Consider the following 24,856-nt stretch of genomic DNA (forward strand, 5'->3'; position numbering starts at 1 on the left):
TTATCCCTCCTGGAATTGAAGAACCAACCGCTCAAGAGCCAACTGTGCGTTGGCGTTTCGCTCTATCCGATTTTTCGTATCCATGACCAAATCTATCCCATGCAAGAGCTCAGCTTTTGTCCATACCAGTGCTTGTCCTTGCAGCACATCCTGTTGGTCGCTGTTAATGAGATGGGCATGCCTGCCTACTTGCACATACAGGATATCGCGCAGCCAAAGGATGAGCAAATCTAAAAAGAGGGGTAGTTCCTCTTTGATTTTGTCGCTCTTTTGCAACATATCATGGATGGTGAAGAGCGCAGACGAATTACGCTGTTTGCACTCATGGCTCAATTGTATCACTAGATTTCTTAGCTGTGCAAACGATTCTGATTGGCTGAGTGCCTTGGCCTCTTCCACATTTGTCGTAATGTGGGAGGCAACCTGCGCCATCCCGGCTGTAATGCCGTCTGCCCGGAGTTGTTCGGCGATCGCTTCGGCAGAAAGTGGCGAGAATTGAACGATTTGGCATCGGGATAAAATCGTCGGGAGGATCGAGTGGCTGTGTTCCGTCAACAGCAAGGCAAGCACGCCAGCGGGCGGCTCCTCCAAAAACTTCAGCAGGCTGTTGGAGGCCTGGGTCGTCATTTTGTCGACGTGTTCAACGATGTACACCTTGTGCCCGGACTCTACCGCACGCATCGCCATTTCTTTTTGCAGCGCGCGAATCTGGTCGATTTTTATTGAGGCCCCGTCCGGTGTAATAAACAGCACATCGGGGTGGTTTCCCCCTTCAATCCGCCTGCATGTAACACAGGCCCCGCAGGCGTCCGCTTCCCTTTCCGGACAAAAAAGGGACTTCGCCAGATGCAGGGCCATCTGCTTTTTGCCTGCTCCCTTGGGACCGGCGAGCAAATAAGCGTGCGCCAGTCTGTTGTTGAGCAGGCTATGGTACAGCAGCTCCGAAGCGCGTGGCTGCTGGGAAAAACGGGTCCATGTCATAATGGTTTCACACCCACTAAAAATACAAATTAATCAGCATGCCGCGGATTTCGCCAATCCGGGCCAACAAATCAATCGTCGGTGCCTGATCGCTAAGCAACTCGTCTGTCAGACGCAACAGCTCGGCATCGACCTGTTTGACGATTTTGTACAGCCTGCTACGGCCTCGCCGATTCATTCCTCGCCGGTCATCCAGGGCGACGCCGTACTTGACGGCTTCCTCCATGAACTGTTTGACGAGGTTTTTATAGGAATAGAAGTCGCGAACCGAGCGGGATCTGGCGAGAATTTGCCCCATCCTGTCAATGTCGCCGAGCAGCCGGTTGAGCAGCTCCTGGGACATGCGCTCGTCTTCTCCTTGCATCATCGTGCCAAAATTCAGCTTTTCGAGCTGAGGATTTCTCCGCGAATCCGCGGTTTTTATCATGTCCAGCTTAGGTCTTGGCCCGTCGCCGATTTTCATCACGCCACCCCACAGAACCGATCAGTAGAGGATTTTTTCCCCGTTAGATCAAGTATAAACGAAAGCGGCGAAAAAAGAGAGCAGGAACCTGTAGATTGGAAGAAGGATTCATTGCAGATTGCAGTTGCGCCGGGTCGCATTGCGTCAGAACGAGTGGAACTCTCCGACGTCGAGCACAAACACAGCGGCTCCGCCCACTTGCACTTCCAACGGGTACGGCATGAACGAATCTACCGCATTGCTGAGAGGGGAAACGGGAGTGACCATTTGCTTGCGGGATTTGCAGTGGTGCGCAATGATGTCGATTACTTCCGGCACGCTTTCGTCAGACGTACCGATCAAAAACGTTGTGTTGCCAGCTCGCAAAAAGCTTCCGGTACTGGCGAGCTTCGTCGCGCGAAACCCTTTCTTCACCAGTTGTTGAGACAGACGACCACTATCTTTGTCCTGGACGACCGCAACTACCATTTTCATCGGCTATCACCCTTTCCGCAAGAATCAATCCCGCATGGTTTGCTTCATTGTATGAAAAACACGTAGGCTTGGTACGATATTTCGCCTAAACATATTATACAGTATGTACCTGTACATACGGTACTGCGAACCTTACAATCTGGCAAGCAATGCGCGCAGTGCCGACTCGTACACCTGCTCCATCGGTTGCTCGGCATCAATGACGACAAAGCGCTCCGGCTCTCTTTCCATCACCAGTCGGTACCCTTCCCTGACCAGATGGTGAAAGCGGATGTCTTCCAGATCGAGGCGATTGACCTCCCGGCCGCGCGCTTTGTTGATCCGCGCAAGCCCCGTCTCGGGCTTCACGTCAAAAAACAGCGTCAGCTCCGGCATGCAATCCCCGACGGCAAAGCGGTTGATCTCGTACACCGCATCAATGCCAAGTCCCCGCGCATGGCCTTGGTAAGCAAGGCTGCTGTCGATGAAACGGTCGCACAGCACGAGCTTGCCAGCCGCCAGAGCCGGCAGCACTTTTTCCGCCAAATGTTGGCGTCTCGCCGCAGCGTACAGCAGCGCTTCCGTCCGCTCGTCCATCTGTGTATGCGCCGGATTGAGGATGATTTCCCTGATTTTCTCCGCAATATCAATACCGCCCGGCTCGCGCGTCAACAGCACGTCCACTCCGCGCGCGCTCAGCTCCTCGTACAGCTTGGCGATCACGGTCGATTTCCCCGCTCCTTCTCCGCCTTCGATTGTAAAAAATCGGCCTTTTTGTCCTGTTGTCACTTCCATACTCCTTCCGTACCTGCTGTCACAGGCCGCATGCTTGCCAGCTATAAATTAACGCAATACTTGAATCGTTTGCAGCCGATCATCCTGTACCCCGTGAAAACGGGTATGTCCCCTCCGCAGCTCGGCAAGCATCGCCAAGCCTTCCTCGTCCATGCGCTCTCCCGGCACCAACACCGGAATGCCTGGCGGATAAGGGATGACCATCTCCGCAACTACCCGTCCCAACGCCCGCTCCAGCGGAATCGTCTCCCGCGGACGGTCGACAGCCTCGTGCATCGGCACAGCCTGCTTGCGCAAGTAATGCGAGGAGACTACGCCATGCAGCAAAATCCGCTCCTCTTCCAGCTCTACCTCCGGCGAGATGGATTCCAGCAAGCGAAGGAGCGCCTCCAGATCCCGCAGAGAGGTTCCCGCTGACGCGGCCAACAGCACGTGCGACTCGTCGGCCAGCTCGGGAAAAAGTCCGTGCCTTTCCATCAATTCCTGCAGGGCAAACCCGCTCATCTGTCCGGTTCGCAAATGCAAAAACAGCTTCAACGGATCAAATGTCGTGTACACCCGGCTTGCGCACGGCTGCGGCCACTCCAGCCACTCCATCTGGGCTGTTCGCTCCTGCAGCTTGTCCAAAAGCGGCAGCAGCCGCTCCCATTCCTCGTGAGCCTCCAACGCCAGATGGCGTCTGGCCAGGTCGAGCGAAGCCATCAAAACATACGACGGGCTGGAAGACTGTAGCATGGCAAGCTGCCGATACAGCCGTTCCCGGTCTATTCGTTCGCCCTGCAAATGCAGCATGGAGGACATCGTCATGGCCGAAGCCATTTTATGCGTGGACTGCACGGCCGCATCCGCCCCCGACTGCATCGCCGAGAGAGGAAAAGCCGGATGGAAGCCAAAGTGCGCTCCATGCGCTTCGTCGATCAACAGCGGAATGTCGTGCCGATGCACGATTGCCGCCATTTTTGCCAAGTCGATCCCCATCCCGTAGTAGGTTGGATTCGTCAAAAAAACAGCCTTGGCATCCGGGTGTGCTTGCAGGGCACGCTCCACATCCTCGCGTCTGACTCCCGCAGCCACGCCTGTTGCCAAATCTACGGCCGGCACCAAAAATACAGGCGTCGCCCGCGCCAGGATGATTCCGTGAAAAACAGATTTATGGCAGTTGCGTTGTACCAAAATTTTATCTCCAGGCCGGCATACCGTCATGATGAGGGCGATGTTTCCGACTGTACTGCCGCCAATCAAAAATCTCGTCTCTTCGGCTGAAAAAGCCTCCGCAGCCAACGCCTGGGCTTCTGCAATCACGCCCTGGGGCTGGTGCAGGTCATCGGTTCCGGTGATTTCTGTCAAATCCAGCTCCAGTATGGATTGAAACCGCTGCTTGGCGTGGCTGTCAAAGCTGTGGCCCATCTTGTGTCCTGGCACATGAAACGGATGCGGGCGATGCCTCGCGTGCCGTTCCAGATGTTCATACAGGGGCGCACGCTTTTGCCGCTCCCGAAATTCAGCATCTCTCGTAAGCACGCGCGACTCACGTCCTTTGTCATGAATGAATTACCCATTATTTTAGCATGATTTGACAAGGGAATAACGGAATTTTGCCAAGCTTTTTGGCAAACGAAAAAAGACACCGGGAATGCCGATGCCTTTTTCCGTCACGCATCTTTTCGCAGCCAAATACGTCTCATCTGGTGGATAAAAAACGGATACTTTTCGTCCTGGACGTCGGTATTTACCATTTCCTGTTCGCATTTCTGGCAAATAAACTGCTCGCAAATGGCGATTCCGTCATTTTGCTCCTGTTCACAGACGATACATCGCTGAGCAACTTTTTCCATAGTAAAACGCCTGCCCTTTTCCTCAATCTACCAACCATTATACCCCATTATAATCGGCATCATTCCCAAACGTTCGTCTTTTCGCCGACAGCTCGGTAACCTTTGCAAAAGAGCTGGGCTTCTTGGGCAGGAAAACAGGAGGCTGCATCAACGACCAGCGATTGTCGCATCGTGTGGGCCAGCTCTTGCAAGGACAGCTCGGCGACCACCTCCAGCCCGTCACCGATCACAAGCAAATCGGCTTCCTGCACAGCGGCCTTCCAGGAATCGCAACGGACCCACCCCGGACGTGCCTCGTTCGGAAATGGCTCGTCCGTCCCCGTGTACACAGCGACCGCCTTATCGGCAAGCCAGCCTTGGGGCATTTTGTTCCACAAGTCTGCCGGGCCAATCAGCGCGATTCGCTCGATTTTCGTTTTTTGCAGGACATGTTGGCATTCCCGCACGAGCCACGCGCAGACAAGCGAATGATCCTGGTGCACGGGGTCTAACCAGCCTTGCCCGACTCGCGTGTCCAGCCCCAACGCCCGGGACACCTGCTTGAGCGATACGCCGTTGTCGTCACACGCCTCGCCCATCTCCCAATAAAATCGTTCCTTCCACGCCAAATAGCGGGGGAGCTGGCGAATCGCTTCATCTACCTCCCGCCGTCCGCATACCATGGACAATTTGCCGTGGTCAGCGAGCAGCCGACAGAGGCGGCGCATCTGTTGTCCGACCGGACCGCCCCCGAGCAGCACCCGTTCCTTTCCTGACCACAGGCTCATCCGCACCACTTCATACGGCTTTTGGCTGGCCTCGCACGCTGCCGCCAGCTCATCAGCCCAGCCATACGGCGCTTCGTCTCCAAATACAAGCAGCAAAACGGGGCTTTTTTCCTGGCGCAAGCTGTTTCCGCCGAGCTCCTGCAGGCGGCTGTAATCGCCCAGCCTCGTCAGCAAAAGCCCGTCCACCTCTTCGGCGGGTTCCTCTTTTTGCGCGACGAGCAGATCAATTCCACATTCTTTTAGCGACTCGCCCCACTTGTGTAAGGTTTGCTCAGCAGCGACCCATAACTTCATACGCTGATGGCGCAAATGTCCTCCTCCTCCCCTCTGGCTTGGCGGCATGTTTCGCCGCATCTTTCGTGCCCAATCACGGCCGATCCCAATTCATTCCTTTTTAGCGTACCCATAAACCGCTTGCCCATCACATCAGCGGCTTCGTTTGCCTGCCGGAAGCGTACTGTTTTCCAGGCCGCAAACGGTTAGAAAACTTGGCTGCGCCAATGGCTTGGCGCAGCCATAGTTGCACTTATCTGTACAAAAAAGCCGCCAGTCCGGCAAAGGACCAACGGCTTGTCAGCATCAGGTACTGGCTTTCTCAAGATTTGCGACTGTGCGATAATGGGGAAAAGAACAGCAACAGCGTGATCGCTGTCGTACATACATGCCAGTCTCGACAACCAGACCGCAAAGGAAGTGACTTTTTATGAAGGGACATGCCCACCAACATACGATTTACAGCTACAAGCTGCTCTACCGTTTTCGCTGGGGGCTGATCGGGTATTTGCTTCAGCTCGTGCTGATCGGCCTGTCCCTGATCGGCAGCTCCATGCTGTTGCAGGTGCCTGTCGCCTCGCTCGTCGTCACGCTGGCGATCCTGCCCGTTGTGCCGATCTGCCACCTGTTCATTTTTCGGCTCTACGCTCGCCTGCGCTCGCAAAAGCCACGGACAACCGCCGACATGCTCGTCTCTCCATGGTGGGGGGCCGGGTACCTGCTTCCCGTGCCGCTGTCCGTTTATCGGGCCAGCGAGTGCACGGTGCTGTTCGGCAGCGTCTTCATTGCGGCCGGAGCGTACGTCTGGCTTTCGGCCGACTACGGGCTTACTTTGCTCGGCGGTGTCGTGATCGTGGCGTTGCCTCGCTTGATTGCCCTGCTCGCTTCTTTTCGCCAACCCAGCGAAAGCCGGGTCAAATACGAGAACCGCGGCATTGCCTTTTTGAAAACAGATGGTTAAAAATCGTCAGGACATAATCCACAGTTTGATGACGATCAGGGCGGCGAGTCCTGGCAGGCGGAGAAATCCGGCGACCAGCGCGGTGACCGGGTTGATCGGAATGTGGAAGCTGGCCAACTCGCCAACCAGATTGGTGAAAAACAACAAAATGGCGCCAATGACAACCTGCATGACTCCAAAGCCGATCCACCTGATCGGCGTAGTCACAGACTTGCTTGCCGCTGTCAAAAGCAAAATCCCGACAATAATCAGAGCGATGATCCACCCCGTAGCCATGATTGCCCCCTCCTACGCGTGCTTGCGATGCCGCTCGCGTTTTGCCTGTGCCAGCAAGTACATATACCGCTTTTCCGTTACGTGCAAATAGTAGATGACATCCTCCAAACCGCCATCCGGCTCGCTGACCTCGACGAGATGGCGGGCATGCTGCCAATCCTCACGGGCCTGATTCACGGCTACATCCAGACTTTCGGCATCCCAGTCAATGACAACCCGCTCTTTTTTGCCCCACCTGCTCAACCTGCAGACCCTCCTTTAGTTAAAGTAATACAAAACCCCCGTCATGTTGTTCACCGCGTGCAGCAGCACAGCTCCCCAGATCGACTGGTAGCGGTGCCGGACAAAGCCCAGCAAAAGCCCGATGACAAACAGCGGCGCAAACAATGCCACGTCAATGTGCAAAAGAGCAAACCAGAAGCTACTGAGCACAATGCCTGCCACTGCTCCTACGCGCCGAACCAGATAAGTCTGAATCACACCGCGAAACAAAATTTCCTCTGCGATCGGCACCATGATCCCTATGACCGCAAGCGATGCCAGCGCCGCCAGCAAATCGGTATCCTTCGCCGAAACAATCTCCTTTTCAATCTGCTGCTCTCGCTCCGAAGACAGCGACAGCCCAAGCCAGTCGGCTATCGGATTGGTCACCAGCACGTCCAGCAAAAGCACAATCAGCAGGAACAGCACCAGCAGCAAGACGAGCATTTGCTTGATCCGAACGGGTCGGCACACCCCGATTTCCCCTAGCCGTCCGCGAAACCACAGCGGAATCAGGATGAGCAGAAACAATTGAAAGACAGCCGACTCCAATGTGCCCGCAACCGTTCCGACAGCAAATAGCGAGTCTTCCAGCACGAAACCGTACAAGATCAGCACCGCCGTCTGAAACACGTGCATCCACGCCACGATGTGCACCACGTCGTTGCCTGTCAGCTCGCGATTTCCCCATAGCCACAAGGTCTGCCTGCTTTCACGCGCGAGGCCGTAAATGAAGCCGACGGCTGCGATGACGCTAAGCACCGCGACCCCAAAAACAAGCAGCCCTACCCATGCCTGTGGTTGGTCTGCCGTAGAAGCAATCCACTTGCCGTCCTCTCCGAGACGAAAGCGAATCATGGAAAACTCGGCCGCAAACATCAGCCAATACCCGATAAACAGCATGATCGCCCACGGCGTGGACTTTTGTCGCCCAGCCCAACTCGCAAGCGACGGTCCTGGTCCTGTCAGCATTTCCTCACGCTCCTACTTCAACTCTATGTCTCGTCCACGAAAAAAAGTCCGCCGTCTTCTCACGATTTCTTGCTTTCCTGCTGCAAAGCCCGGGCCTTTGCTTCGGCTGCCTGCTTGATGTACTCGTTTCGCGTGCGCAAAAAACGGGTCATGTACGCCTCAAGCACCAGCCAGTCAAACAGCTTTCCCAAGATGCCAAAAGGAGAGGAATAGTCAAAAGTGTCCAGCATTTTCGTTTCGTTCTCGCCCAGCGGCACGAACTCATGCGTGTGGTGGAAACGCTTGAACGCGCCGGAGACCATTTCATCGACAAAATAACGGGGCGCTTCCATTTCCGTAATCTTGGCAGTCAAATGCTGCTTGATTCCAAAATGGACCGCTTCCCACGTAACCGTCTCGCCCAGGTTGATTAATCCGCTGGTGACCCCGCCGATCGCCTTTTCCCGCGTACTGGCGGTAGACTCCATGTGCAAGTCAATGCTGCGCGCCGCATCAAAGCAAATCTGCTGCGGCGCCTGAATCGTAAACTCCATGCGAATAACAGGCATCGTGCCCCTCCTTGTCGCCTAAACGAAAAAAAGACAGGCAGTTCCCCCGTCTTCTTTTTCACTCTTATAGATCGCGCCTGCCTTCCAACGCTTTGCTCAAGGTAACCTCGTCCGCGTATTCCAGGTCTCCACCCACCGGCAATCCGTGCGCGATTCGCGTCACGCGGATTCCGAACGGCTTGATGAGCCGCGATATGTACATCGCCGTGGCTTCGCCTTCGATGTTCGGATTGGTGGCGAGGATCACTTCCTTCACCTGTTCGTCGCCGAGTCGCTTCAGCAGATCAGGAATGCGGATGTCCTCCGGCCCGATGCCGTCCATCGGAGAAATCGCGCCGTGCAGCACGTGATAGTAGCCCTCGAACTCTTTCGTCTTTTCCATCGCCACGACATCGCGCGGTTCCTGGACGACGCAAATGATCGAGCCATCTCTGCGTTTGTCCCGGCAAATGTGGCACGGATCAAGATCAGTAATGTTGTTGCAGACCGAGCAATAGTGAAGCTGGCGCTTGGCGTTGACCAACGCCTTTGCCAGATCAAGCACGTCGTCTTCTTTCATGTTCAGCACAAAAAAAGCAAGCCGCCCAGCGGTTTTGGGACCGATGCCGGGCAGTTTCATAAAGCCTTCGATCAGCTTGGAGACCGGCTCTGGATAGAACATCGCGAATAACCTCTTTTCCTGCCCGATTTTAGAACAGGCCCGGGATGTTCATGCCTCCGGTGAATTTGCCCATTTCTTTGCCCATCATTTCATCCGCTTTGCGCAGCGCGTCATTCACGGCTGTCAGCACCAGGTCTTGCAGCATTTCCACATCTTCCGGATCAACGACTTCCGGCTTGATGACGATGTCTCTGACTTGCTTGTGTCCATCGGCTTTGACGATTACCGCGCCGCCGCCCGCAGAGCCTTCGACGATTTTGTCTTTCAGCGCTTCCTGCGTTTTTTGCATTTCTTCCTGCATTTTCTTCACTTGCTTCATCATCTGTTGCATTTGCTGCATGTTTTTCATTCAGGTATCCTCCCTATGATTGTCGATTGTTTTGACTGGCTAGTCTTTTACTTCTATGAGTCCTTCCCCTACAAGCTTGATCGCTTCTGCCAGAAACGGATCTTCCTGCTCTGTGGCCGGGCCGTCTTTTTGCGCTGCCGCCTGCTGGTCGATGCCTTGCCATTCTTCCTCCATGACGGACAACAGTTGCAACGGCCTTCCCAGCACAGTAGACATGACTCGCTCCACGACGCCCTTCAGTTCAGGCTCCATGGTTTTATCACAATGGATCGCGCTGGAAAAAGTGACGATCACCGCATCGTTCCCGGCGGCTACAGGCTGACCGTTGACCAGCCACGCCTGATACTGGATTTTGATCTTTTTCAGCTCGGTTAAAATCTGGCTCCACTGCCCCCGAACCTGTCTGGTCAAATTCTCATCCAGCGCCTTGGCTACTTCCCTGACGCGATTGAGCGGTGTTCGCGAACCGCCGCCTGCGGCTGCTACCACGCGTCTCGGCTCGCTTTTGCGCGGCTCCTCGGACTTTTGCTGGCCGGGCAAGCTGACTTGGCCTTGCAGCACCTGATTCAGCCGCTGCTCCAAAGTACTGAGCCGTATCGCCATAGCGGTCAGTTCCTCGTTGCCGACCGCTGGCGCCGTTCCGCTTGTCGCCACCGCTACCTGGGCGTTTGGCTGGCACAGCTTCACCAGTGTCAGCTCCACCAGCACCCGCGCATACGTCGACCATTTCAACTGGGACAGCGCCTGGTTGCACGTCTCGATCGTCGCATACAGGGCTGGCAAAGAATACAGCTTGGCAACCTCCTGGAACTGGTCGTCGATCATGGTTCGCTCCACAATCTCCTCCAGTTGCGGCGCTGTTTTCAGCAACAGCATGTCGCGGTAATAGTAGAGAAAATCGTGCAAGAACTGCTCCGGGTCTTTTCCTTGCACCATTACCCGATCGAATTGTTCCATCACCTGCGCGACATCGTTTTGGGCAATATATCTCGCGAGGACGGAAAAATACGATTGGGCCACCGTACCCGTGATCTGCATGATATCGCTGGCGCGCACCTGATCCTTGCTGTAGCTGATCGCCTGGTCCAGCAAGCTCAGCGCGTCACGCGCCCCGCCCTCCGCCATCTTCGCCACGAGCTGCAAGGCCTGTTCTTCGACCTGCACTCCTTGCGACTGACAAATCCGCTGCAGCAGATTGACCATCACCTTTAACGGAATCCGGTGAAAATCGAAGCGCTGGCAACGGGAGATAATCGTCGCCGGCAGCTTGTGCGGCTCTGTCGTGGCCAAAATAAAGATGACGTGGGAAGGCGGCTCCTCCAGCGTTTTCAACAGGGCGTTGAATGCCTCTGTCGTCAGCATATGCACCTCGTCAATGATGTACACCTTGTACTTGACGTCGCTCGGAGCAAACTTCACCTTATCGCGAATGTCCCGGATTTCCTCGACCCCGCGGTTGGAGGCGGCGTCGATCTCCAGCACATCAGTTACCGAACCATTGGAAATCGCTTTGCATGTCTCACATTGATTGCACGGCTCGCCATCAATCGGCTGCTCGCAGTTCACTGCCTTGGCCATAATTTTGGCCGCACTTGTCTTTCCCGTACCTCGGGGACCGTTGAACAAATAAGCATGAGAAAGCCTATTTTCGCGTAAAGCATTACGCAAGGTTATCGTCACATGTTCTTGTCCGACTACATCCTGAAACGTCTGCGGCCGGTATACGCGGTATAGCGCGGTATAAGCCATGTTCGTGTGACACTCCCCATCTGCACAGTCCTCTTCCATATCCTATTCATTATACACGATTGGTACCGTTCATACAAAGAAAACGCCCCGTTCACAAGTGTGCGGGACGCTTTTGTCGAGACTGGACCTTTACAGATACGGCAGCATGATGTGGAAGGTCGTCCCGTACCCTTTGGACGACACGCGAATCTGGCCGCCGATGTCGTGGATGATTTTTTGACAGACAGACAAGCCAAGCCCTGTCCCTTCTTCTTTTGTCGTAAAAAACGGATCGAAAATCTTGTCGATAATGTAGAGCGGAATACCCGGCCCTGTATCGTGGATGTCGATGCTCATCTTGTCTCCGTCCTGGTCGAGATGATGGGAAATTTGCAAAGTTCCCTGCTCGCCCATCGCTTCGATTCCGTTTTTGCATATGTTGATGAATACTTGCTTCAGCAGCTCGGTATCGCCCACTACCATCGGAAGCTTGCCGCGAGAGGTGAACCGAACTTCGATTCCGTACAGGAGTGCCTGCGATTCGACAATCGGCATGATTTCATCAAAAACCGTATTGAGGTCGACCATGGCATATTGAATATCACGCGGCTTGCTCAGGAGCAAAAACTCGCTGACCAGCGAATTGATCCGATTGATTTCCGTCAGCATAATTTCCGTATAAGTCTTTTCCCGATCCATGCCGCTGTCGGTAAAAGACTTGAGAAACATCTGCAAAAACCCTTTGATGGAGGTCAGCGGATTGCGAATTTCATGGGCCGTGCCAGCGGCAATCTGCCCGATCATCGCCAACCGCTCGTTCCGCTCGATTTTTTGCTCAAAAGAACGCAGGTTGGTAATGTCTTTAAACAGGATAAAAGCTCCGACCGTTTTGCCCGACTCGTCCTGCAGCGTATTGGCGTCGACGATCAGCTCATAGCGCTGATTGTCATTCGTCCAGGACGTCGCGACGTTTTGCAGCTTCACGCCTTCCAGAAGCTCTTTTTTAATCAGCCGATGCGGCTCCGGAATCCCGCTGAATACTTCATCCACGTGCTTGTTGATGACATTGAGCCGCTCCATGCCCAAAAGCTTGCAGGCTGTCTGACTGGCCTCGACAATGCGCGAACGCTCATCGAGAATAAACAGCCCTATGCTCGTATCGTAGGTCAGCTTGGTCATGAGCCGCTGAGACAAGACCTGATCGGTTTCTTTAGCCAATTGGTAAAAATGAACCAAGTACAAGGGATTCTCTGCTTGCTGAACCAGTATCATCACAGGCGTTTTCCTGCTTTTCCCCTGTTTGTCACGCCATTCTACTTCCACATTCGCTCCCCTCTCCTCTTCTCTTTGCAAAAGCTCCTCGTACATCTGCTCCATGGAGCCCTGATAAGGGAGGATGGTCGCTACGGGTTGCTTGATAAGCTGATCGCGTGAATATCCGGTAACACGAAGCAGTTGTTCGTTTACTTCCACGATACTACCCGATTGATTCACCAATAAAACGGCAGTAGGCAGTTGATGCATGAACCGCTGCAATCGTCCGGACGAGCCAACGAGATGTAACGAAAAAGGTGCACTCACAGCTTGTCCCTCCTGGCCTATGACGTACTTCATGAGCAAAGAAACCCACGTCATTTCTCAACTATTATGAAACTTCGTGAAAAAAAGCTCAACACCTGCCCTCCAAGGCAAACCTCTCCAGAGAAATGTTTCGCTAGTTATCGTCAAATTCCAACAAAAAATATATGGATCGGCAAATAAAAATAGCATGCTTCCCGCAGGAAACATGCTATTGAACGTTCGTATAGGTACCGTGCACCTATCTTCGATAATTCTTATCCAAGCGTTACTCATGGTAGCAGCTCAGAGCAGGCTACCCTGCGGCACACGCGATGATCCACTTATGGCTGCTTCCTTCCGGACCTGACCAGGTTCATGGGTTCGCGTTGCACAGGACCCGCTCCTCAACACCGCCGCCATAAGGCAGCCTCACATAAGAAAACCTAGGATAGGAATTCAACCCTGCTATTGCGGATTGCAGGTTACAGGGCACCGCAACCTCCCCGTCTAGCACGGTACGATTAGAATACCAAAGATACGAGCCGATAGCAAGGTGAAAAGCCATCCAATACTAGGTAGCGGCTTTTTCCTTGACAATACTGTCACTGTTTTCGGTCGGCTGTGGCACCTGAATGGCGCCGCTCAAATACGCCCTTTGAAAAATGGCGACGATCTCCGGATCAAACTGGGTTCCTTTGCAGCGCATGATTTCCTCGTACGCCTCTTTTCCCGACATGGCATTGCGGTAGGAACGGGTGGAGGTCATGGCATCAAACGTATCGGCGACTGCCAGTATTCGGCCGATCAGGGGAATATTTTCTCCCTTCAACTGGTACGGATAGCCTTTTCCGTCCCAGCGCTCATGATGGTGCCTGATGCCCGGACTGACATGAGCCAGGCTCTCTATCTGCTCCACGATATCGGCCCCAATCGACGGATGCCGCTTCATAAATTCGTATTCCTCGTAGGTGAGCTTGCCCGTTTTCAGCAGCACGTGATCGGGAATCGCCACTTTGCCAATATCGTGCATCAGACCGGCATAGCGCAAATCATCACGGGTAAATCCAAGCTGCTCCTTGTCCAGCATTTGATCGTAAATAATGAGTGCGTACTGGGTCACCCTCTCTGTGTGCCCGGCTGTATAAGGGTCCTTCATCTCCACCGCCAAGTAAAAGCTGCGGACAATCTGATCGAGCCCTTTTTGGGAGTATTCCCGCTCCCGTTCGATCAGCGACTGTATCTGGGCCGCCATCATGTTGAACTTCTTTTCCAAAAACGTGATCTCGCGCATGCCTTCAATCGGTACGCGTATGGAAAAGTCGCCCTTTAACAAAGCATCGGTTGCGTCAACCAGCGTGTAGATCGGCTTGCTAATCCAGCGGGAAATGCGGTGGGCCACATAACCGGAGAAGATGACCACGAGACAGATCGTGAACCACAAAATGAATTTCATCCGTTCCAGCCGATTGGCGATATCCTGGTCGGGCAGCCATTCCACATAGGTGATCCCGCTCGTTGGCGACGTCTGATGGTACGCGTACACACTCTCGTTGCGAAGGTGGACAGCAAACACTTTTTTCTCCTCGGATTCGAGCAAGTGCTTGCTCAGGCTTCCGTACTCGGGCGCTACGGAAACGTTTTTCCCGATCAGCTCCATATCCGGGTGAACCAATATTTTCCCGGAAGGCATCAGCACCATCAGGTTGTTGTACTTGGCGATCGGGCTGTTGTTCACCCAACTGGCCAGCTCGTCTAGCTTGATCTCAACGAACAAGAGTCCTGACACCTCTTCGCTGTGGCCTTCCACGCGCTGCGAAACAAACAGCGATTTCGGGTTCCCTTGTTCATCTGTGCGGCTGAGCAGCCAAATCTGGCTCTCTCCGGTCCCCCACGCCTCTTTTTTCAACTCCGACGGCTGTCGCTTCTCCTCCCAGCCATCCTCCGGCTGCAAGGAAATGACTTGCTTATCATCGCGCACAAAATGTACGTTGCGGATCAGATTGCGAAAGTATGTAAAATTTTCGAAGGCATCCCGTACCTTGCTTCGTTGAGCTTCCCGATCGCTTGCGGCGAGAGGGTCCTCCAGTCGATTCTCCTGAGACTTGGGTATTGACATTCGCAAGACCGGATCGTTTGCCAACTGATTCGTGTCGTGTTGGATCGTCTGAAAAATCGTGTTCAGCCGCCTGTCAACAGAATCGAGATGCCCCCCGATGCTCGTTTCGTATTGCTCAAAAACTGCCTTCTGGGCTTCCTTGTAGAAGAGAAAACAGATGAGCAGGATGGGGAACAGGCTCAGCAATAAAAAGGTTGCAAATAATCGGTCTTTCAACTTCAATAACACAAGCCTCCCCCTTTTTCTTCTGGTTGATCGCGCTCACAAAGCTATACCTTCTGCTGTTGGGTATGCTTATTTTGTGTCCTTATCCCTATTACCGCGTTAGCACGAAACGTAAACCTTTAATTTACCAGATTTGGCTTCTTTTCTTCACACAAATAGACAAAGCTGTCTCATGCATATTATCCTAGCTAAGAATTACTGTCTAATAGTAAGGAGATCCATCCCATGCGATATATTTTTCTTGTTTTTCTGGGGGCATGCAGCTACGGCATTTTGTCGACAATCGTCAAGCTTGCCTACGGTCAAGGGTATTCCCCGGCAGAAGTCATCGGCGGCCAGATGTTCTTCGGCTTCGTCCTCACCTGGATACCCGCTCTCTTTTTCCTGCGGACAAAACCGGGAAAAAAACAACTGCTGCTTCTGGTCGGCGTCGGCTTGGCTGTCGGCTCCACGGGCATTTTGTACTACAATGCCTTGCGCTTCATTCCGGCCTCGATTGCGATAGTCCTGCTGTTTCAGTTCACCTGGATGGGAGTGCTGGCCGAGGCGATTTTGACCAAGCGGATTCCGGATAAGCCCACGCTGTTTTCGCTTGTCCTGCTGCTGTTCGGAACATTGCTTGCCGGCGGAGTATGGGAAACAGGCGGAATCGCCCAATTTCACATCATGGGTGTGGTGCTCGGACTGCTTTCTGGCGTCTCCTACACGCTGTTTTTGCTGTTCAGCGGCAAAGCTGCGGTCAGCGTCAATCCGTGGGTGCGCAGCGCGAGCATGTCTACCGGGTCGTTTTTGCTGGCGGCGCTCGTCTACACGCCTGTGTTTCTCTGGAACGGCTCGCTTTTGGACGGATTGTTTCCGTACGTATTTTTACTGGCCCTTTTCGGCATCTTCATTCCGACAGTCTGCTTCAACTTCGGCATTCCGCATACCGGACCGGGGATGGCTGCGATCCTCGGTGCGGCCGAGCTGCCTATGGCAGTATTTTCTTCGTACATCATCCTGCATGAGTCCGTATCGGCGCTGCAGGTGGCAGGCGTCGCCGTCATCCTGCTCGGAATCGTGCTCCCGGAGTGGCTGCGCCAGCGCCAAAGGCAAAAACAGCGCAGTTCCTCCCTCCGCTGAATACGCAAAAAACCCATCCTGTGCAGAAAAATCTGCGCGGGATGGGTTTCTTTATTCGGTTCCTTCGCGTTTTACCGTCAGCGAGGCCGCACCTGGAGCCTGGCTCCTTTGTCTTTTCCATAGCGAATATCCGTAATAGCTGATGGCAGCCAAAATAAGCAGACCTGCCGCTGCCACGATCATCGTTTGATTGAACATGCCCACAAATGCGTTGAGATGCTCGACGTTGTTGCCCAGCAGGTTGCCGGCGAAAAACAAAACCAGCGTCCAGACAAGTCCCGTCGTGTAGGAAAACAGGGCGTAACGGCGGAACGTCATTTTTCCGATGCCCACCAAATACGGCACCACATGCCGGACGACAGGCAAAAAGTAGCTGATGCACAAGGCGTAGCTGCCGTAACGGTCCAGCAGCGCCTGCGCCCGGTCCACGTACTTGTGCATCCCTTTTTTCTTGCCGATCCAGTTCAGCGCCGGAGCGCCGAGCCATCTCCCCAGCACGTATCCGAGCGACAGACCGGAGACAACCCCCAGATAGGTCGCTACAAAAGCCGGAAACACATTCAAGATTCCGAGCGAGGTCAATACGCCCGCCGACAGCACAATCACTTCATCCGGAATCGGCATTCCGACAATCCCTAGCCATAACATGAAAAAAAGGGCAAAATAGCCAAACTGACCAACCGATTCGGTCAGCATCTCCACAATCATCGCTTGTCCTCCTATCCGGCTGCTACTCGTGCCCTTTGCGGCAGACGTAGACAAATGCCGGCGGCAGATTGAGCGGAACGAGCTTCACAGTCATGTTTTCAAACACGCTGGACAGTTGCTTTTTCATCTGGAGCGAATATTGAAAGGTGACAAATACCCCGCCCGGCTTCAACGCAGCATATACTTCATCCATAATTTGATCGCGCAGCTCCTGCGGGAAGTTGGCAAACGGCAGCCCCGACACAATACAGTCAGCCTTGCCCAAACCGGCTTCACCCAGCACGCGGGTCAGATCGACCGCATCTTCATGAAAAAGCACGTTGGGGAATTGCTGCTCTAGCTTTTCGCGCATTTTGTTTTCTTTTTCAAAGGAAACCAGTGTCGCCTCCGGCCGCTTCATCTGCTCGATCCAGGTAGTAAAAATCCCTGTACCCGCGCCCAGCTCTGCAATCGTATGGGCCTGGCTCCAGTCAATCGGCTTCATCATCTGCTTTGCCAACGCTCGGGAGCTAGGCGTAATGCTACCTACTTGCCCGGGTGACTGTAAAAAATTATAGAAAAACATCAGCCGGTCCTTGATGCTAACCGGATGATGACAATCGATCATCATGTAAGACGCTCCCTTCGTCGTTTCCTTACCTCTCATCATATCCAGAAAACATTTAGAATTATCTTTCCAAAAACGAAAGATTTTCTTAATACTATAACAGTAAACGTTTGGAAATCAAAACGCCTCCGTCTGGGGTCGGAGTTACAGATCACGCTTTTGATGGTTACGATCGGATCGACATGTGCGTTACAATAAGGTCAACAAGATCATTCGTCACACAAGACGAGGAGGACTATTCCATGGATTATAGAGGGGTAAAAGCAATCACTCACGCCAGCGCATTTTTCGCACCGTTTCTGGTGCCCATCGTCGTCTGGGTGCTCATGCAAGAACGCGACGCGAAAAATATGGCTCTCCAAGCCTTGCTGTTCCATCTGTTCATGAGTATTCTCATCAGCATTTCCTGGGTTCTCTCCTTCGTGCTGATCGGGATTCCGTTTTTGATCGTGTTTGGCTTGATGGCGATTTACTACCCGATCAAAGGGATCATCTATTCGTTGCAAGGCCGACCGTTCCGTTACCCGGTCATCGGTTCGATCGTGGGGTAAGCCTAGTCCGTGTCAAACGCAAAAATGCCAGCGCCCGTCTTAGGGTCGCTGGTCTTTTTGCTGTGCTGCCTGCTTGTCTTTTATTATTTGGAACCGACTGTGAAACGTTGGTTCAGATGCTGCGGATTTTCGATTTCATCGAGTACCGCAATCGCGTAGTCCGCGTAGCTCACATAGCTTTGTCCGCTGCTGTTGACCAGCAGGTGGTCTTTTCCGAGCTGGTACGTGCCTGTTCGCTCGCCCTCAGGATCGAAGAAGGCGGAAGGACTGATGAAGGTCCATTGAATCCCTTCCGTTGCTTGCAGGATGCGAAGGTTCTCTCCCTGATTTTGCGCAGTCGCCAGGTACGCCTCTGGAAAATCAGGCGCTTCCATCACGCGCGTCGTTTTCGCTTCGTCGACGAACAAGCTGCCTGCGCCGCCAACTACGAGCAAGCGAGTCGCCGGAGCGCCCTTCATCGCTTCGATCAAAACATTGCCAGCCTCGACATGCAGATGTTCTTTGCCAGCAGGAGCGCCGAACGCGTTCACCACTGCGTCAAAGTCCTTCAAGTCTGCTGCTGTCAGCGCGAAAATATCTTTTTCCACAACGGCTGCTTTTGGCTCGTCGATTTTGGACGCGTCACGGACGATCGCCGTTACTTCATGCCCGCGATCCAATGCTTCCTTCATAATCAGCTTACCAGCTTTACCGCTTGCGCCTACAATTGCAATTTTCATCGTTTTGTTCCCTCCATTGAAATAGAATGAGTGGTCATGCGTGCGAATATAAGCGATTGGCCGCTTTTTGTTGTAACTAAAACAGTTACAGCATGCACAAAAAAATTTGCGGCCTGGACTTGCTTGTCTTGTTGTAATCATTTTAGTTACAACAAAATCATCTGTCAATACTGTTTTTTCCCGCCTGTACGCCTGTATGTAAAAGCATCTGCCTTACCCGGAAATGCGGCTGCTGAATGTTGCTTACAGCCTCACTTTTTGCCCGGATGCGGCAGATGCCCTGATTCGTAGCGTCACTTTTGTTTTGTCGGCCCCTGCCAGGTAATCAGCCCGCCCTGGAGGTGCGCCATTTGCGTAAAGCCGTGTTTCTTCAAAATTTTTGCCGCCTGCTTGCTGCGCAGCCCGCTGCGGCAGTAGAGGAGAATGTCGTTTTTCGGAGAAATCTCCTTCACTCTGTTGTTCAACTGGGAGAGGGGAATATTAACAGCCGTAGGGATATGCCCGTTTTTAAATTCATGCGGCTCGCGCACATCAATCAGCATTACTCTGCTTTTTTGGTTTACCCGTTCCTTGAATTGCTCTGCCCGCAAATTTTCCAGCCCTTTGACGGGCATGAAGCGGGAGATCAAATACCAGGTTGTCAAAGCATACGCGATAATAAGCAAAATCGTCGTGAAGTCCATGTGAACATCCTTCCTAATGAATTAGCGACTTTTCACCAAAAGCTCAACCGCTTCTTTTACCATCTTGCTCGTGTCGCCGCCGTTCGCCTGCTCCTCCAGCAGACAGCGCTGCAAATTCTCTGCTACGATCTGCGCGATGGCCTTGTCAGACGCGTTGCGGACTGCAGACAACTGAGCGACTACTTCCTTGCAGCTTTTCTGCTCGTCCATCATTTTCAACACGCCGCGGATTTGTCCTTCAATTTTGCGCAAACGTCTTTTGATATCGTCACCGTAGTTGTAATCCATGTGAAGTCCTCCTCCTGTTTTTAGGATCGCGGATACATATACAGGTATCTTATGCGAAAAGCAGGCTTTGTCAAGCGAGCGCGCATGCTTTGTCCCTTCGAATTGTCCGTTCAAATAAACAGATTGACTTTTGCCTGTGTCGCATCGCCCAGGTAGGCTGCCACGCCCGCGTACTCCATCCCGTCGATCAGCTCCTCCTGCTTCAACCCCAACAGGTCCATCGTCATCGTGCAGGCGACCAGCTTGACTCCTTGCTCCTGTGCAAGCTCAATGAGCTGGGGCAGCGTCAGGGCGTTGTGCTTTTTCATGACATGCTTAATCATTTCCGGGCCCATCCCGAGCATATTCATTTTGGACAGCCCCAGCTTCTTCGCCCCTCTCGGCATCATCCAGCCAAACATTTTCTCCAAAAAGCCCTTTTTGACCTTGACGATCTCGTTCTTGCGCATCGTGTTCAAGCCCCAGAAGGTAAAGAAAATCGTCACGTCGTGGTCGTAGGCGGCTGCCCCGTTTGCGATGATAAACGCTGCGATCGCTTTGTCCAAATCGCCGCTGAACAGAACAATCGTCGTTTTTTCTTTCTGGTTTTGGTTTTCCATCATTGCAGAACCCTCCCTTATACTATTACTCCTATAGGTATTCAAGCGGACAAAAAGAAGCTTCCTTAAAAAGAAAGACCTCTTCTTCGCGTTACAAAATATCGCTCCAAACCTTGATGGCCGTCGCAGCAATCAGCACGATCAAGCCATAGCGCAAATATTTGACGTCCATATTGGCGCTGACCATACTGCCAAGCGGCGCTCCGAGGATGCTGCCAATGACCGTGAACAACACCGGAAGCAACGGGATGTGCCCCGCGTACAGCTTGCCTGCGACACCACCGATGGCAGAAATGAATACGATAGCCAGTGACGAAGCGATGGTGACGCGTGTAGGAATCTTGAGAACCGTCAGCATGATCGGAATGAGGATGAAGGCGCCGCCCGCTCCCACAATTCCGGAGACAATTCCCACGACGAAGGCTGCCGGAATCGCTACGGCGCGATTGTATTCGATCTCATCCGCTTGTTCCTGCGTCCCCTTGTTCTTTTTCAGCATCAAAATGACGGCGACGACAGCCAAAATCCCGTACACCAGGTTGATACTGTCGCCTGACATGTACTTGGAAGTCAGGCCGCCCAGGAGGCTTCCGACCAAAATGCTGATTCCCATGTCTCTGACAAGTCCTTTGTGCACCAGAGGCGAGCCTTTGCCGTTGCGCTTGCGAAAAGCAATAACCCCGGACAGGGACGCGAAAAACACCTGGAACATCGAGATGGACGATACCTCCTGCGCGGAGAAATGAGCGAGTCCAAGCCCTGCCGGAACGAACAGAAGCAATGGATAGTTGATGATCGCTCCGCCAATCCCCAGCATCCCGGAGAAAAAGGAACCGACAAAGCCAAGAGTAATCATGAGTAAAAACAGCAAGATGTCCATAAGTCCTCCCCGCATTCCACGCAAAAATGACACGGGAATGCCCTAGCCACTTTTCAAATGCTCACTCGTCAGGTAAAATAAAACCAAGTAAATAACTGTGATTAAGGTGATATAAATGGTCCGTTATTTAAAAACCATTTTTCAGCATCGCTGCCCCACTTGCAAAGAACCGCTGCGCTCCCAGCGCAACAACCTGCTTTGCGAAAAAATTTGCCCCAACGGCCATTTTCGCGAGGAAGTCTACCCTCACCTCGGCGTTCGCATTGTCTATGAAAATAAGGACTAAGCGAACACTTCTTGCGCGTGCCCGCTTAGTCTTTTCGCTTACAGCTTTTTCACCAAAAACTTGTACACCCCGTTCTCTACTTCATGAGCCACCAGCTCGTTATTGGTCTGCTTCACCCATGCGGTAAAGTCCTGGAGCGATCCTTTGTCCGTCGAAAGCACTTCCATGGTTTGCCCCGGCTTCAGCGTATCGAGCGCCTTTTTCGCTCTCACAATCGGCATTGGGCAAGCGAGACCTTTTGTATCTACAACGATATCTGCCATGTCTGTTTTCCCCCTTATTTATCGTGAACGGCGCAACGATTCGGCCCCGTTTCCATCTCGCGCTGCTCTTCTTCGTCCGGCTGCAATCTGCCCATGTTGACTTGACGGATTTCCTGATAGGCGTTAGGCTGCGGCGGCAACTGCTCGGTAACGACGCGCCGGAACTCGGCTTCATTCGCAATGTTCAAGCCTGGATTGTCTCGGTACAAATCGCCCAAGCGCGCTGATACGACTCCATCCGGCCCCAGCTCGACATAGCTGCCAAAATGAGCGGGCAAAACCAGCAGCTCTTTGGACAGCTCTTGATAACGATTATACAAGGTGTCGCGCAGGTCTCCTACCCAATCTTGCGCTTTGCCAGCCAAATCGGGCCGCCCGATTGATGCCACGAACAAAATGTCGCCTGTGAGAAAGTACGTGTCGTCTACAAGCAAGGACGTGCTGCCGATTGTATGTCCCGGGGAATAGATCGGCAAAATCGAGATGCTGGTCGTACCAACCTGGATGACCTTGCCTTCCTCCAGCTTTTCGTATGCAAACGTGACTTCCTCCGCGTCTTTTTCCGGGAGCCAGTACGTAGCGCCTGCGCTTTCCGCCAGCTTCCTGCCGCCTGATATATGGTCGGCGTGCAAATGCGTGTCAATCGTATGGGTAATGGTCAGGTTGCGCTCTTTGGCAAACGCTTCATAGACGCCTGTCATGCGCACGGAATCGACAATGGCTGCTTCCTGGCCTGAGACGATCATGTAGGACAGGCACCCTTTTCCGATGCGGACAAATTGATAAATCTCCCCGCCATCGCGCAAGTCGCCCACTTTGACAGGCTCCAGATGCTCGCTCCACTCCTTCATCCCGCCTTGCAGGTAGTACACGTCGTCCAGTCCCGCTTCCGCCAGTTGCTCCGCCACGAAAACGGACGAGCCTTCCTTGGCGCAGACCACGAGTATTTTTTGATTCACCGGGAGCTTGCCGACGATCTCTTCCACTCCGTCCATCAGCTCGAAATACGGGGCATTGACGCTCTCGACCCGGTGGCCTTCGATGCGCCAGTTTTCATAATCCTCTCTGTTGCGCACGTCGAGAATGAATAGCTCCTCCTGCGCAAAAAGCAGCCGGGTCAATTCGTGCGCGGTCATTTTTTTCACTTTTGTTTGTTGGTGTTGCAGGTTGCTCATGCCAATCTCCCCCTCACTGGTTTTCTACCGGGCCACCCCAACCAGCCATGCCCGGAACGACGTTTTTGACACGGGAAAAGCCTTTGCCCGCAAGCAACTGGCACGCCAGATCGCTGCGGTTGCCAGAACGGCAGATGACAAACATGTCGCGGTCCGTCGGCAGCTCATCGAGATGCTGCTCCAATACCCCTAGGGGTATTGATTTGGCCGCAGGAATCCGTTGGAACGCGTATTCGGCAGGTTCACGCACGTCTATCAGCAGAAACGGTTCCGGGGATTGCAGCCTGGCTTGCAGCTCTTCGTTCGTGATCGTGTGCGGGTATTTCGTCTCTGCCTTCGTCTCCTGGGGACTGGCTTTTCTGAGAAAATGCCTCATAACATCACCCTCCTGGATCGAACCTAAATAGTGGTGCCCGGTATTGTTTGCCCAGCCCTTCATGTCAGCGAGCGAACCTTTGTCAGTAGCTTGCACCTCAATGACCTGGCCTGGAGCGATTTGTTCCATCGCTTTTTTGGTGCGGACGACAGGCATCGGGCAAGCCAGCCCTTTGCAGTCCAAAACCTTATCGACAGAAAAATTCGGTCGTGCTTGTGCAGACATGCTGTGTTTCCTCCTTGCGTTTTGAATGGGGTTTTTGGTTGAAAGACAGGTTTCGGTTTACAGCGTCTGTTTTATACATATACCCCTATGGGTATTATAATATGTGCAGAGGTTTTCTTTGTCAACAGGGATTCGCTTTGTTTTTGGCAAGGGGGTGTTGTCCGGTGCAAGGGTGACAGGTGACGGCTGGCGGGCTGTTGCTGGCGGCTGTCACGAATCCGTCCATTCCGGCATTTTGTTGATTTGTCTGCGGAGGAAACGGATGTGTACGTGGTAGACAAACAGTTTGCGTGAACGTATGTGCGGACGCATGAGGCGGGATGGTGTGGGCCTTATTTTTGCAGGAGGTGAGGAAACAAAAAAGACAGCTTTCGTTCACTGTCCTTTTGACATTCATTTGATGCTGGATTTGTTCGGCAATAAGTAAAACAAAAATATGCCCTCGACAATGGAGAACAAGTCATTGTAATAATAATTAGGGAATCGGGTTTGATGCTGTTTATTAAGCTTTTCCGTTACATATAATCTGGAGTTGTCGGAAAAGACAATGGTTGCTCGTTGGGCGAATATCGAGCTTCGCATGCCTGTGCCGTCCGTGTCATGTATAAATTGTATCGCATGTCCAAAAGTCTTTTTCAAAACCTCCAAATTTGTGGCAGGGTTGCCGATCATAAATCACCAATCTCTTTAAGAAGGGATTTCCATTCCTTTCCTTCCCTCGCCCAAATCCAATCCTCGGAGTCATCCGGATTTCCTTTTTCGCTTACGACCTCTTGATATGGCTTCGCATAGCGTTTTTCAAAGTAATTTATCGTCTCTACTATGAAGCGGATACGACTTAAATTCCCGCCATGAGAAGGAGAAGACAATTCCCCCATTTTCTCTTTTTGTTCATAGATTTCAACTATTTCACGAACCGGGATTCTTTCTTCTGTCGGTGAGATCCACAACGTATTTTCACATATTCGCGCTTGCTTGTTTCTCCGGGAGCGCTCTACTCCAACAAAAAATGACCCAACGGATTTATCCGTTGAGCCACTTTGTAAGCGGAGAGAGTGGGATTCGAACCCACGCACGCCTCACGACGCCTAACGCATTTCGAGTGCGTCCCCTTATGACCACTTGGGTATCTCTCCATATTTGTTTGTCA

The 24,856-nt window shown here is 52.9% G+C and carries 30 protein-coding genes, 1 tRNA gene and 1 other RNA gene; 3 read left to right on the top strand and 29 right to left on the bottom strand.

Annotated elements, in window-relative coordinates:
- From holB to BA6348_RS02470, 7 genes are all read right to left on the bottom strand, one after another.
- Entirely contained in the window at nucleotides 1–981 is a 981-nt protein-coding gene (gene holB / locus BA6348_RS02440; RefSeq protein ID WP_026556972.1) for a DNA polymerase III subunit delta', read from the bottom strand.
- A gap of 16 nt (nucleotides 982–997) precedes the next feature.
- Nucleotides 998–1,444 carry a YaaR family protein gene (locus BA6348_RS02445; protein ID WP_005830505.1) on the bottom strand — a complete coding sequence of 149 codons (447 nt, stop codon included), beginning with the start codon at nucleotides 1,442–1,444 and terminating at the stop codon, nucleotides 998–1,000.
- Nucleotides 1,445–1,588: 144 nt separating this feature from the next.
- Nucleotides 1,589–1,918, bottom strand: coding sequence for a cyclic-di-AMP receptor (locus tag BA6348_RS02450; RefSeq protein WP_005830506.1), 330 nt, complete (start codon nucleotides 1,916–1,918; stop codon nucleotides 1,589–1,591).
- 132 nt (nucleotides 1,919–2,050) lie between these two features.
- The gene (tmk, locus tag BA6348_RS02455) at nucleotides 2,051–2,692 is read right to left on the bottom strand and encodes a dTMP kinase (protein ID WP_005830508.1); all 642 of its coding nucleotides are present in this window, start codon (nucleotides 2,690–2,692) and stop codon (nucleotides 2,051–2,053) included.
- 48 nt (nucleotides 2,693–2,740) lie between these two features.
- A complete protein-coding gene (locus BA6348_RS02460) occupies nucleotides 2,741–4,213 on the bottom strand; it encodes an aminotransferase class I/II-fold pyridoxal phosphate-dependent enzyme (protein ID WP_026556973.1) in 1,473 nt (490 codons plus the stop codon).
- Between the two features lie 131 nt (nucleotides 4,214–4,344).
- Nucleotides 4,345–4,527, bottom strand: a complete 183-nt coding sequence (locus tag BA6348_RS02465) for a sigma factor G inhibitor Gin (protein ID WP_005830511.1) — start codon at nucleotides 4,525–4,527, stop codon at nucleotides 4,345–4,347.
- A gap of 59 nt (nucleotides 4,528–4,586) precedes the next feature.
- The gene (locus BA6348_RS02470) at nucleotides 4,587–5,603 is read right to left on the bottom strand and encodes a Rossmann-fold NAD(P)-binding domain-containing protein (protein WP_242507438.1); all 1,017 of its coding nucleotides are present in this window, start codon (nucleotides 5,601–5,603) and stop codon (nucleotides 4,587–4,589) included.
- 394 nt (nucleotides 5,604–5,997) lie between these two features.
- Between BA6348_RS02470 and BA6348_RS02475 the strand changes: the two genes are divergently transcribed.
- Nucleotides 5,998–6,528, top strand: coding sequence for a hypothetical protein (locus tag BA6348_RS02475; RefSeq protein WP_005830515.1), 531 nt, complete (start codon nucleotides 5,998–6,000; stop codon nucleotides 6,526–6,528).
- Nucleotides 6,529–6,534: 6 nt separating this feature from the next.
- Here the strand turns inward: BA6348_RS02475 and BA6348_RS02480 are convergent, their stop codons facing one another.
- The 10 genes from BA6348_RS02480 to BA6348_RS02525 form a co-directional block, all read right to left on the bottom strand.
- Complete coding sequence (locus BA6348_RS02480) at nucleotides 6,535–6,804, bottom strand: pro-sigmaK processing inhibitor BofA family protein (protein WP_005830517.1); 270 nt, start codon at nucleotides 6,802–6,804, stop codon at nucleotides 6,535–6,537.
- A 12-nt stretch (nucleotides 6,805–6,816) separates the two neighbouring features.
- Nucleotides 6,817–7,047 carry a DUF2508 family protein gene (locus tag BA6348_RS02485; protein WP_005830519.1) on the bottom strand — a complete coding sequence of 77 codons (231 nt, stop codon included), beginning with the start codon at nucleotides 7,045–7,047 and terminating at the stop codon, nucleotides 6,817–6,819.
- Nucleotides 7,048–7,062: 15 nt separating this feature from the next.
- Nucleotides 7,063–8,037, bottom strand: coding sequence for a CPBP family intramembrane glutamic endopeptidase (locus BA6348_RS02490; RefSeq protein ID WP_005830521.1), 975 nt, complete (start codon nucleotides 8,035–8,037; stop codon nucleotides 7,063–7,065).
- Nucleotides 8,038–8,096: 59 nt separating this feature from the next.
- A complete protein-coding gene (locus tag BA6348_RS02495; RefSeq protein WP_003843412.1) occupies nucleotides 8,097–8,585 on the bottom strand; it encodes an SRPBCC family protein in 489 nt (162 codons plus the stop codon).
- Nucleotides 8,586–8,649: 64 nt separating this feature from the next.
- Nucleotides 8,650–9,246: a recombination mediator RecR gene (recR, locus tag BA6348_RS02500; RefSeq protein WP_005830525.1), complete on the bottom strand. Its 597-nt coding sequence runs from the start codon at nucleotides 9,244–9,246 to the stop codon at nucleotides 8,650–8,652.
- A gap of 28 nt (nucleotides 9,247–9,274) precedes the next feature.
- Complete coding sequence (locus BA6348_RS02505) at nucleotides 9,275–9,586, bottom strand: YbaB/EbfC family nucleoid-associated protein (protein WP_005830527.1); 312 nt, start codon at nucleotides 9,584–9,586, stop codon at nucleotides 9,275–9,277.
- 48 nt (nucleotides 9,587–9,634) lie between these two features.
- Nucleotides 9,635–11,344: a DNA polymerase III subunit gamma/tau gene (dnaX, locus tag BA6348_RS02510; protein ID WP_122952827.1), complete on the bottom strand. Its 1,710-nt coding sequence runs from the start codon at nucleotides 11,342–11,344 to the stop codon at nucleotides 9,635–9,637.
- 129 nt (nucleotides 11,345–11,473) lie between these two features.
- On the bottom strand, nucleotides 11,474–12,904 hold the full coding sequence (locus BA6348_RS02515) for a PAS domain-containing sensor histidine kinase (protein WP_122952828.1): 1,431 nt from the start codon (nucleotides 12,902–12,904) through the stop codon (nucleotides 11,474–11,476).
- Nucleotides 12,905–13,134: 230 nt separating this feature from the next.
- Nucleotides 13,135–13,399, bottom strand: an RNA gene (ffs, locus tag BA6348_RS02520) — signal recognition particle sRNA large type.
- A gap of 55 nt (nucleotides 13,400–13,454) precedes the next feature.
- Entirely contained in the window at nucleotides 13,455–15,227 is a 1,773-nt protein-coding gene (locus BA6348_RS02525; protein WP_025848821.1) for an HD domain-containing phosphohydrolase, read from the bottom strand.
- Nucleotides 15,228–15,449: 222 nt separating this feature from the next.
- On the opposite strand from BA6348_RS02525, the gene BA6348_RS02530 reads away from it, so the two are divergent.
- Complete coding sequence (locus tag BA6348_RS02530; protein WP_007776309.1) at nucleotides 15,450–16,346, top strand: EamA family transporter; 897 nt, start codon at nucleotides 15,450–15,452, stop codon at nucleotides 16,344–16,346.
- Between the two features lie 51 nt (nucleotides 16,347–16,397).
- Here the strand turns inward: BA6348_RS02530 and BA6348_RS02535 are convergent, their stop codons facing one another.
- Both BA6348_RS02535 and BA6348_RS02540 read right to left on the bottom strand, forming a co-directional pair.
- Nucleotides 16,398–17,054, bottom strand: a complete 657-nt coding sequence (locus tag BA6348_RS02535) for a DedA family protein (protein WP_122952829.1) — start codon at nucleotides 17,052–17,054, stop codon at nucleotides 16,398–16,400.
- A gap of 22 nt (nucleotides 17,055–17,076) precedes the next feature.
- A complete protein-coding gene (locus BA6348_RS02540; protein WP_007776301.1) occupies nucleotides 17,077–17,664 on the bottom strand; it encodes a class I SAM-dependent methyltransferase in 588 nt (195 codons plus the stop codon).
- 239 nt (nucleotides 17,665–17,903) lie between these two features.
- On the opposite strand from BA6348_RS02540, the gene BA6348_RS02545 reads away from it, so the two are divergent.
- Complete coding sequence (locus BA6348_RS02545) at nucleotides 17,904–18,212, top strand: DUF4870 domain-containing protein (protein ID WP_005830541.1); 309 nt, start codon at nucleotides 17,904–17,906, stop codon at nucleotides 18,210–18,212.
- Nucleotides 18,213–18,295: 83 nt separating this feature from the next.
- Here the strand turns inward: BA6348_RS02545 and BA6348_RS02550 are convergent, their stop codons facing one another.
- The 10 genes from BA6348_RS02550 to BA6348_RS02605 all read right to left on the bottom strand — a co-directional run bounded on the left by BA6348_RS02550 (nucleotide 18,296) and on the right by BA6348_RS02605 (nucleotide 24,842).
- Nucleotides 18,296–18,931, bottom strand: a complete 636-nt coding sequence (locus tag BA6348_RS02550) for an NAD(P)-dependent oxidoreductase (protein ID WP_005830543.1) — start codon at nucleotides 18,929–18,931, stop codon at nucleotides 18,296–18,298.
- 293 nt (nucleotides 18,932–19,224) lie between these two features.
- On the bottom strand, nucleotides 19,225–19,614 hold the full coding sequence (locus BA6348_RS02555; protein WP_005830545.1) for a rhodanese-like domain-containing protein: 390 nt from the start codon (nucleotides 19,612–19,614) through the stop codon (nucleotides 19,225–19,227).
- 21 nt (nucleotides 19,615–19,635) lie between these two features.
- Nucleotides 19,636–19,902: a metal-sensitive transcriptional regulator gene (locus tag BA6348_RS02560; RefSeq protein WP_005830547.1), complete on the bottom strand. Its 267-nt coding sequence runs from the start codon at nucleotides 19,900–19,902 to the stop codon at nucleotides 19,636–19,638.
- Between the two features lie 110 nt (nucleotides 19,903–20,012).
- Nucleotides 20,013–20,504, bottom strand: coding sequence for a DsrE/DsrF/DrsH-like family protein (locus BA6348_RS02565; protein WP_005830548.1), 492 nt, complete (start codon nucleotides 20,502–20,504; stop codon nucleotides 20,013–20,015).
- An 88-nt stretch (nucleotides 20,505–20,592) separates the two neighbouring features.
- Entirely contained in the window at nucleotides 20,593–21,381 is a 789-nt protein-coding gene (locus tag BA6348_RS02570; protein WP_005830550.1) for a sulfite exporter TauE/SafE family protein, read from the bottom strand.
- 324 nt (nucleotides 21,382–21,705) lie between these two features.
- A complete protein-coding gene (locus BA6348_RS02575; RefSeq protein ID WP_005830554.1) occupies nucleotides 21,706–21,930 on the bottom strand; it encodes a sulfurtransferase TusA family protein in 225 nt (74 codons plus the stop codon).
- A gap of 14 nt (nucleotides 21,931–21,944) precedes the next feature.
- Nucleotides 21,945–23,105, bottom strand: a complete 1,161-nt coding sequence (locus tag BA6348_RS02580) for an MBL fold metallo-hydrolase (RefSeq protein WP_122952830.1) — start codon at nucleotides 23,103–23,105, stop codon at nucleotides 21,945–21,947.
- Nucleotides 23,106–23,118: 13 nt separating this feature from the next.
- Nucleotides 23,119–23,706 (bottom strand): sulfurtransferase TusA family protein, encoded by a 588-nt coding sequence (locus BA6348_RS02585; RefSeq protein ID WP_005830558.1) that lies wholly within the window; start codon nucleotides 23,704–23,706, stop codon nucleotides 23,119–23,121.
- Between the two features lie 668 nt (nucleotides 23,707–24,374).
- Nucleotides 24,375–24,782 carry a hypothetical protein gene (locus tag BA6348_RS02600; protein WP_005830562.1) on the bottom strand — a complete coding sequence of 136 codons (408 nt, stop codon included), beginning with the start codon at nucleotides 24,780–24,782 and terminating at the stop codon, nucleotides 24,375–24,377.
- A tRNA-Ser gene (locus tag BA6348_RS02605) sits at nucleotides 24,754–24,842 on the bottom strand. The genes BA6348_RS02600 and BA6348_RS02605 overlap by 29 nt, the downstream gene beginning before the upstream one ends.
- Nucleotides 24,843–24,856 lie beyond the last annotated feature (14 nt).

The organism is Brevibacillus agri, from assembly GCF_004117055.1.
Lineage (GTDB): Bacteria > Bacillota > Bacilli > Brevibacillales > Brevibacillaceae > Brevibacillus > Brevibacillus agri.